This window comes from Streptomyces sp. BE20 (assembly GCF_036322525.1).
In the GTDB taxonomy this organism is placed as follows: Bacteria; Actinomycetota; Actinomycetes; order Streptomycetales; family Streptomycetaceae; genus Kitasatospora.
In genome coordinates this window covers 1-8943 of record NZ_JAQYWW010001130.1, presented here as the reverse complement: position 1 = coordinate 8943, position 8943 = coordinate 1, and the positions used below count along the sequence as shown (strand labels likewise).

Sequence of the window (8943 nt, the reverse complement as noted above, 5' to 3'; positions counted from 1 at the left end):
CACGGTCGACACGGCGTGCTCGTCCTCGTTGGTCGCTCTGCACCTGGCGGTGCAGGCGCTGCGCAGCGGGGAGTGTGACGCGGCGCTGGCGGGTGGTGTCACCGTGATGGCGACGCCGAACACCTTTGTCGGGTTCTCGCGGCAGCGGGGTCTGGCGGCCGACGGCCGGTGCAAGTCCTTCGCCGAGGGCGCGGACGGCACCGGGTGGAGCGAGGGTGTCGGCATGCTGCTCGTGGAGCGGCTCGCGGACGCCGAGCGTCTGGGTCACCCGGTCCTGGCGGTGGTGCGGGGCAGTGCGGTGAACCAGGACGGCGCGTCCAACGGTCTGACCGCCCCGAACGGCCCCTCGCAGCAGCGGGTGATCCGCCAGGCGCTGGAGTCGGCGGGTCTGACGGCGCGGGACGTGGACGCAGTTGAGGCGCACGGGACGGGTACCTCGCTCGGTGATCCGATCGAGGCCCAGGCGCTCCTCGCCACCTACGGCCAGGACCGTGCGGAGAACGAGCCGCTGTGGCTGGGTTCGGTGAAGTCGAACCTCGGGCACACGCAGGCGGCGGCAGGTGTCGCGGGCATCATCAAGATGGTGCAGTCGATGCGCCACGGGATCCTCCCGGGCACGCTGCACGTCGACGCGCCGTCCTCCCAGGTCGACTGGTCCGCCGGTGCGGTCGAGCTGCTGACCGAGGCCCGCGACTGGCCGGCCACCGACCGGCCGCGCCGGGCTGCGGTGTCCTCGTTCGGCATCAGCGGCACCAACGCCCACGTCATCCTCGAAGCCGTGGCTCCGAGTTCCCCGGCCGCCGCGTCGGGTCGGAGCCTTCCGGTGACACCGATCGTGCTCAGCGCGGCGGACCCGGACGCGCTGCACGCCTACGCCGCCCGCCTGCGCACCGCCGACACGGCAGACCTGTCGCTGGACCGGGTGGGCCGGGCCCTCGCCGGTCGAGCGGCCCTGAGGCACCGTGCCCTGCTCCTCGCCACCGACCACCCCGCGCTCGACCGCGCGTTGGCCGGCGTCGGTTCGGGCGACGAACCCGGGGCCGGGACGCGGTTCGGGGAGGCGCACCGCGCCGCTCTGGCCGTGGTGTTCACCGGTCAGGGGTCCCAGCGGGCCGGTATGGGCCGGGAGTTGTACGAGGCGTTCCCGGTGTTCGCCGCGTCCTTCGACGAGGTGTGCGCCGTGCTCGGCCTCCCGCTGCGGGAGGTCCTGGAGGACCGGGAGCGGCTGGACCTGACCGGCTGGGCGCAGCCGGCGATCTTCGCGGTCGAGGTGGCGCTGCTCGCCCTCGTCCGCTCGTGGGGCGTGGAGCCGGACGTCGTGGCCGGTCACTCGGTCGGTGAGATCGCTGCCGCCCACGCCGCCGGGGTCCTGACCCTGGCCGACGCGGCGAAGCTCGTCGCCGCCCGGGGCCGGCTGATGCAGGCCCTCCCGGCGGGCGGGGCGATGCTGGCCGTCGGGGCCTCGGAGGCCGAGGTACGCCAGGCGTTCCCCGACATCGACGTCGCCGTGGTGAACGGACCGGACGCCGTGGTCGTGTCCGGCGCGGAGGGCGACATCGCGCGGATCGCCGAACTGGCCTCGGACCGGGACTGGAAGACGTCCCGGCTGCGGACCAGCCACGCGTTCCACTCCCGCCTGATGGAGCCGATGCTCGACGAGTTCCGCACGATCGTCGGGACGCTCGGCTTCGCCGACCCGGTGACCCCCGCCGTCTCCACGGTGACCGGTGCCCCGGTGGCACCCGGCCAGTGGTCGGACCCGGAGTACTGGGTCCGGCAGGTCCGCGAGCCGGTCCGCTTCGCCGACGCCGTCACCGCTCTCGACGCCGGCCGTGTGCTCGAACTGGGCCCTGACGGCGTCCTCACCGCACTGATCGGCGAACTGCGTCCGGAGCTGACCTCCGTCGCCGCGCTACGCCGTGACCGGGACGAGGTCATGGCGCTGCTCACGGCAGTCGGGGCGCTGTTCGTGGAGGGCCAGGACGTCGACTGGGGCTCGGTGCTCGGCACCGGCCCGCGCGCCGACCTGCCCACCTACGCCTTCCGGCACCGCCGGTACTGGCCGCGGCCCCGGACCGGTTCCACCGGTGACGCCGTCGGCCTCGGCCTCGTCGGCACCGGGCACCAGCTGGTCGGCGCCGCGGTCGAACTTCCCTCCGGTGACAGTGTCTTCACCGGAAGGCTCTCGACCCGTACGCACCCGTGGCTGGCCGACCACGCGGTCTCCGGCCGTACGGTCGTCCCGGGCACGGCACTGGTGGAGATGGCGCTCGCCGCCGGGGAGCAGGCCGGGCTTCCGGTGCTGGACGAACTGCTGCTCCAGGCCCCGCTGACCTTCGGGGACCAGGACGGGGCCCAGGTCCGGGTCACCCTGGCCGCGCCCGAGGACGGCCGCAGCGCGGTGACGATCCACTCCCGGCACGAGGACGACGCCGCGTGGGTGCTCAACGCCGAGGGCGTGCTGAGCGACGCCGCCGAGCCGTTCCCGGACACCGCCGCCGCGGCGGCGGTCTGGCCGCCGGCGGGCGCGGACGAGATCGACGTCGCCGGCTTCTACCCGGCGGCGGCAGCCGCCGGGCTGGAGTACGGGCCGGCGTTCCAGGGTCTGAAGGGCGTCTGGAAGCGCGGCGAGGAGGTGTTCGCCGAGGTCGAGCTCGATCACGCGACCGCCGGGTACGCGCTGCACCCGGCGCTGTTCGACGCGGCGTTGCACGCGATCGGCGCGGGTGGCGCGCTCCCGGTCGACGGCGGTGTCCGGTTGCCGTTCGGCTTCTCCGGGGTCCGGGTCGCGGGCCCGGCCGGGACGAGCCTCCGGGTCGAGATCGCTCCCGCGCCCGGTACCGACACGGTCCGGCTCACGTTCACCGACTCGTCGGGTGGTCCGGTCGCGGCCGTGGAGAGCCTCGCACTGCGGCCGGTCGCGGCCGGTCAGTTCGGCGGCCTCGCCGACCGACTGCTGTTCGGTGTGGAGTGGGCCGCGCAGGAGGTGGCGGCCGAGGTGCCGGGTGCGGTGATGCGTCTCGGTGACGCGCTGCCGGTGCCGGTGCCGGTGCTGTTGGTGGATGCGACGGGGGCGGGTGCGGCCCGGGACCGGGCGGCCGCGCTGTTGGTGCTGCTTCAGGCGTGGCTGGCGGATGCGGCGTGGTCGGATTCGCGCCTGGTGGTGCGGACGTTCGGTGCGGAAGGCGCGGAGATCGCCGATGCGGACGGTGCCGCGTTGTGGGGTCTGGTGCGGTCGGCGCAGGCCGAGCACCCGGACCGGCTCCACTTGGTGGACGCGGCCGAGGACGTGTTCTATCCGCTGCCGCAGGCCGTCGTTCGCGAGGGCGTGGTGTCCGCGCCGCGTCTGGTGCGGGTGACGGGTTCCGTGTCCGCTCCGGTGGAGTTCGGTGACGGCACGGTGGTGGTGACGGGTGCGACCGGCACCCTGGGTCGGCTGGTGGCCCGGCATCTGGTCGAGACGCACGGTGTTCGTGATCTGCTGTTGCTGTCCCGTTCCGGTGGGGATGCCGGGCTGGTCGAGGAGCTCGCTTCGGCGAAGGTGCGGGCGGTGGCCTGTGACGTGGCGGACGCGGAAGCGGTCGCCGCAGCGCTGCGGGGCGAGCCGGTGACCGCGGTGATCCACGCCGCCGGTGTGCTGGACGACGCCCTCCTCGCCGATCTGACGCCCGAGCGCCTCGACACGGTGTTCCGGGTCAAGGTCGACACCGCGCGCAACCTCGCCGCCGCGACGGAGGGCAGGACGCTCAGCGCCTTCGTCCTCTACTCCTCGGCGGCCGGTCTGTTCGGCAACGCCGGTCAGGGTAACTACGCCGCGGCCAACGCCTTCCTGGACGCCTACGCGACCCAGCTGCGCGCGCGGGGAGTCCCCGCGACCTCCCTCGCCTGGGGCCTGTGGGACGCGGGGATGGGCGAGTCCCTCACCGACGCCGACCGGGAGCGGATGCGGCGCGGCGGTGTCCTGCCGCTCACGGCGGAACAGGGCCTCGCCGCGCTCGACGCCGCGCTCGGCACCGGCGAGCCGCTGGTCGCCCCGCTCGCCCTCGACCCGGCCGCGCTCGGCCAGGCGGCCGAGGTCGGCCTGCTGCCCCCGCTGCTGGCCGGGTTGGTCCGCGCACCGCGTAGCCGCCGGGACGTGTCGGCGGGGCCGGCACTGGGCCGGCGCCTGGAGGGCCTGCCCGCCGAGGACCAGGACCGGATCGTGCTCGAAGCCGTCCAGGGTCAGGTTGCGGCCGTGCTGGGGTACGACTCCGGCGCCGCCGTCCCGGTCGCGCGGCCGTTCAGCGAGCTGGGCTTCGACTCGCTCATCGCGGTCGACCTGCGCAACCGCCTGATGGCCGTGACGGGCCTGCGACTGCCGTCCACGCTGGTCTTCGACTACCCGAACACCGCCGCTCTCGCCGCTCACCTCGCCGAGCGGCTCAGGCCCGCCACGGTCTCCTCGGTGGCGGCCCTCCTGGCCGAACTCGACCGGCTCGAAAAGGGGTTGCAGGCGGCGTCGGCCGGTGACGACGAGCGGTCGCGGGTGACCGCCAGGCTGCACGGCCTGCTCGCCGCCTGGCAGGGCGCGGACACGGTGCCGACCGGCGGCACCGGCGGCGCCGTCCTCGTCGACGAGTTGGAAGCCGCCACCGACGACGAGATGTTCGACCTGATCGGCAAGGAATTCGGAATCTCCTGACCCGCCGCAGCAACGAGAGGCAACAGCACATGAGCGAGCCAGGCCGGGTCCCCGAGGATCGGCTGCGTTACTTCCTCAAACGAGTCACCGCCGAGCTCCACGACACCCGGGAGCAGCTCCGCGGGGCCGAGCAGGCCGCGTCCGAGCCGATCGCGATCGTCGGGACGGCCTGCCGGTTCCCCGGCGGGATCGGTTCGCCCGAGGACCTGTGGGAGCTGGTGGCTGCGGGCCGGGACGCGATCGGGACGTTCCCGACCGATCGTGGCTGGGACGTGGAGAACCTCTACCACCCCGACCCCGACCACCCGGGTACGTCGTACTCCCGGGACGGCGGATTCCTGTCCGGGGCCGCCGACTTCGACCCGACGGTGTTCGGGATCTCGCCGCGTGAGGCGCTGGCGATGGACCCGCAGCACCGGCTGCTGCTGGAGACGTCGTGGGAGGCGTTCGAGCGGGCGGGGATCGACCCGCTGGGGCTGCGTGGCTCGCGGACCGGTGTGTTCGCGGGCGTCATGTACAACGACTACGCGCTGGTGATGGGCAACTCGGCGGAGGCGGCCGAGGGATTCCTGGGCACCGGCGGGAGCATCGCGTCCGGCCGGGTCGCCTACACCTTCGGTCTGGAGGGGCCGACACTCACCGTCGACACCGCGTGTTCCTCCTCCCTGGTCGCCCTGCACCTGGCGGTGCAGGCGCTGCGGAACCGGGAGTGCGAGCTGGCGCTCGCCGGGGGCGTCACCGTGATGGCGACCCCGAACACGTTCATCGGGTTCTCGCGCCAGCGCGGCCTGGCGCCCGACGGCCGGTGCAAGTCGTTCGCCGAGGGCGCGGACGGTACCGGGTGGGGCGAGGGTGTCGGCATGCTGCTCGTGGAGCGGCTCTCGGACGCGCAGCGCCTGGGCCACCCGGTCCTCGCGGTCGTCCGGGGGAGTGCCGTGAACTCCGACGGCGCGTCGAACGGCCTGACCGCCCCGAACGGCCCCTCGCAGCAGCGGGTGATCCGCCAGGCGCTGGCCAACGCACGGCTCGGCACCGGCGACGTGGACGTGGTGGAGGCCCACGGCACGGGCACGCCGCTGGGCGACCCGATCGAGGCCCAGGCTCTCCTGGCGACCTACGGCCAGGACCGTGCGGAGAACGAGCCGTTGTGGCTGGGGTCGGTGAAGTCGAACCTCGGTCACACGCAGGCGGCGGCGGGTGTGGCCGGGATCATCAAGATGGTGGAGTCGATGCGGCACGGCGTGCTGCCCGGCACCCTGCACGTGGATGAGCCGTCGTCGCACGTGGACTGGTCGGCGGGCTCGGTGGAGCTGCTGACCGAGGCGCGTGACTGGCCCGCGACCGGTCGGCCGCGCCGGGCGGCGGTGTCCTCGTTCGGGATCAGCGGCACCAACGCCCACGTCATCCTCGAAGCCGCACCGGCCACCGAGCCGGCCGCCGCCCCGACCGAGACGCCTCTGCCGGCCACCCCCGCGGCCCCCGTCGTCCCCGTCGTCCTCGCGGCGGCCGACGAGACCGCGCTGGACGCCCAGGCCCGCCGACTGGCCGCGTTCCTCACCGATCGTCCGGACGTGCAGCCGGGCGCGGTCGCCCGTACGCTCGCCGACCGGTCCCGGTTGCCGCACCGGGCCGTCGCCCTCGGCCCGGACCGGCCCGCACTGGCCGCCGCGCTGTCCGAGGGCGGCACCGTCCGGGGCACCGCACGCCCCGGCCGGCTCGCCCTCGTCTTCACCGGCCAGGGCGCCCAGCGGGTCGGCATGGGCCGCGAGCTCCACACGGCGTTCCCGGTGTACGCGGCCGCGTTCGACGCCGTGTGCGCCGCGCTCGGCCTGCCCGCCCACGACCTGCTCGACGACGAGGAGGGGATCCACCGGACCGGGACGGCGCAGCCCGCCCTCTTCGCCGTCGAGGTCGCGCTGTCGGCCCTGCTGGAGCACTGGGGCGTCAGGCCGGACGTGGTCGCCGGACACTCGGTCGGCGAGATCACCGCCGCCCACGTGGCCGGGGTCCTCACCCTGGCCGACGCGGCCCGGCTGGTCACCGCACGCGGTCGGCTGATGCAGGCCCTGCCGGCCGGGGGCGGGATGCTCACGGTGCGCGCCGCCGAGGCCGACGTCCGGGCGGCGTGCGGGGACATCGACGTGGCGGCCGTCAACGGGCCCCGCGCGGTCGTGCTCTCCGGATCGGACGCCGCGATCGAGCGGGCCGCGACGGCCGCCGCCGAGCGCGGCTGGAAGACCGGCCGCCTGCGGACCAGCCACGCCTTCCACTCCCGGCTCATGGAGCCGGTGCTCGCCGACTTCGCGAAGGAGGCCGCCGGGCTGACGTTCGCCGAGCCGAGGGTGGCCGCGGTCTCCACCGTCACCGGTGCGGCGGTCGCCGGGGGCGAATGGACCGACCCCGACTACTGGGTCGACCAGGTCCGCCGCCCGGTCCGTTTCGCCGACGCCGTCCACACACTCGCCGCCCAGGGGGTCACCCGGGTCCTGGAGGTGGGGCCCGACGCGGTGCTCACCACCCTGGTCCAGGAGGCGGACGCCGGGCTGCTGGCCGTGCCGGCGCTGCGCCGCGGGCACACCGAGCCGCTGACCCTCCTGACCTCGGTCGCCACGCTGTTCGTCGACGGCGCCGACGTCGACTGGCGGTCGGTCGTCGGCGGGGCGGGCCGGGCGGACCTGCCGACCTACCCGTTCACCCACCGCCGGCTCTGGCCCCGCCCGCGCCCCGGTGGCGGCGACGCCCACGGCCTCGGCCTGGACCCGACCGGTCATCCGCTGCTCGGTGCCGCGGTCGACCTCCCGGACACCGCCACGGTGGTCCTCACCGGAACGCTCACCGCGGCCACCCAGCCCTGGCTGGCCGAGCACACCGTGCTGGGCCGCGCCATGCTGCCGGGAACCGCGCTGGTCGAGCTGGCGCTCGCCGCCGGCGAACGCGCCGGCGCGCCGGCGCTGGACGAACTCCTGCTCCAGGCGCCACTGACCCTGTCCGAGCGCGGCACGGTGACCCTCCGGCTCACCGTGACCGAGGAGGACGGCCGACGCCCGGTCACGATCCACTCCCGCGCCGACGACGGCGAGCCGTGGGTCCTGCACGCCACCGGTGTCCTCTCCGCCGCCGAAGCCGCCGACGTCGACGCCGACCTGGTCGACTGGCCGCCGGCCGGCGCCGAGGAGCTGCCGTTGGCCGGGCTGTACGAGGCGTTCGCGGACGCCGGCCTCGACTACGGGCCGGCCTTCCGGGGCCTGCGCCGGCTGTGGCGGCGCGGCGAGGAGGTGTTCGCCGAGGTGCGGACCGACGCGCCGGACGACGGATTCGGGCTGCACCCGGCGCTGTTCGACGCGGTCCTGCACACGATCGGCCCGGCGGCGCTGCTGTCCGGTGACGGGCTGCTGCTGCCGTTCGCGTTCTCCGGGGTCCACCGGTTCGCCCCGGCCGCCGGTACCTCGCTGCGGGTGCGGCTGACGGCCCGGAGCGGCACCGACACGGTGGGACTCGATCTGGCGGACCCGACCGGCCTGCCGGTCGCCCGGGTCGACCGGCTCACCCTGCGGCCGGTCGCGGCCGGCCAGTTGGGCGGCGGAGCGGCCGAGCGTCTGCTCTACGCCGTGGACTGGGCCCCGCAGGAGGTGTCGGGTGAGGTGCCGGGTGCGGTGATGCGTCTCGGTGACGCGCTGCCGGTGCCGGTGCCGGTGCTGTTGGTGGATGCGACGGCGGCGGGTGCGGCCCGGGAGCGGGCTGCCGCTTTGCTGGTGCTGCTTCAGGCGTGGCTGGCGGATGCGGCGTGGTCGGATTCGCGCCTGGTGGTGCGGACGTTCGGTGCGGAAGGTGCGGAGATCGCCGATGCGGACGGTGCCGTGTTGTGGGGTCTGGTGCGGTCGGCGCAGGCCGAGTACCCGGACCGGCTCCACTTGGTGGACGCGTCCGAGGACGTGTTCTATCCGCTGCCGCAGGCGCTGGTGCGCGAGGGCGTGGTCACTGTGCCGCGTCTGGTGCGCCTGTCGGGTTCCGCGTCCGCTCCGGTGGAGTTCGGTGACGGCACGGTGGTGGTGACGGGCGCGACCGGCACGCTCGGTGGCCTGGTCGCCCGGCATCTGGTCGAGACGCACGGTGTCCGTGACCTGCTGTTGCTGTCCCGTTCCGGTGGGGATGCCGGGCTGGTCGAGGAGCTCGCTTCGGCGAAGGTGCGGGCGGTGGCCTGTGACGTGGCGGACGCGGAAGCGGTCGCCGCAGCGCTGCGGGACGAGCCGGTGACGGCGGTG

The 8943-nt window shown here is 74.9% G+C and carries 1 protein-coding gene and 1 pseudogene; both read left to right on the top strand.

Annotated features, from left to right (window positions below):
• On the top strand, positions 1–4681 hold a 4681-nt coding region (locus tag PUR61_RS34790; protein WP_443035292.1), incomplete at its 5' end, for an SDR family NAD(P)-dependent oxidoreductase.
• Positions 4682–4734: 53 nt separating this feature from the next.
• Positions 4735–8943, top strand: a pseudogene (locus PUR61_RS34785) (type I polyketide synthase); the annotation flags it as partial.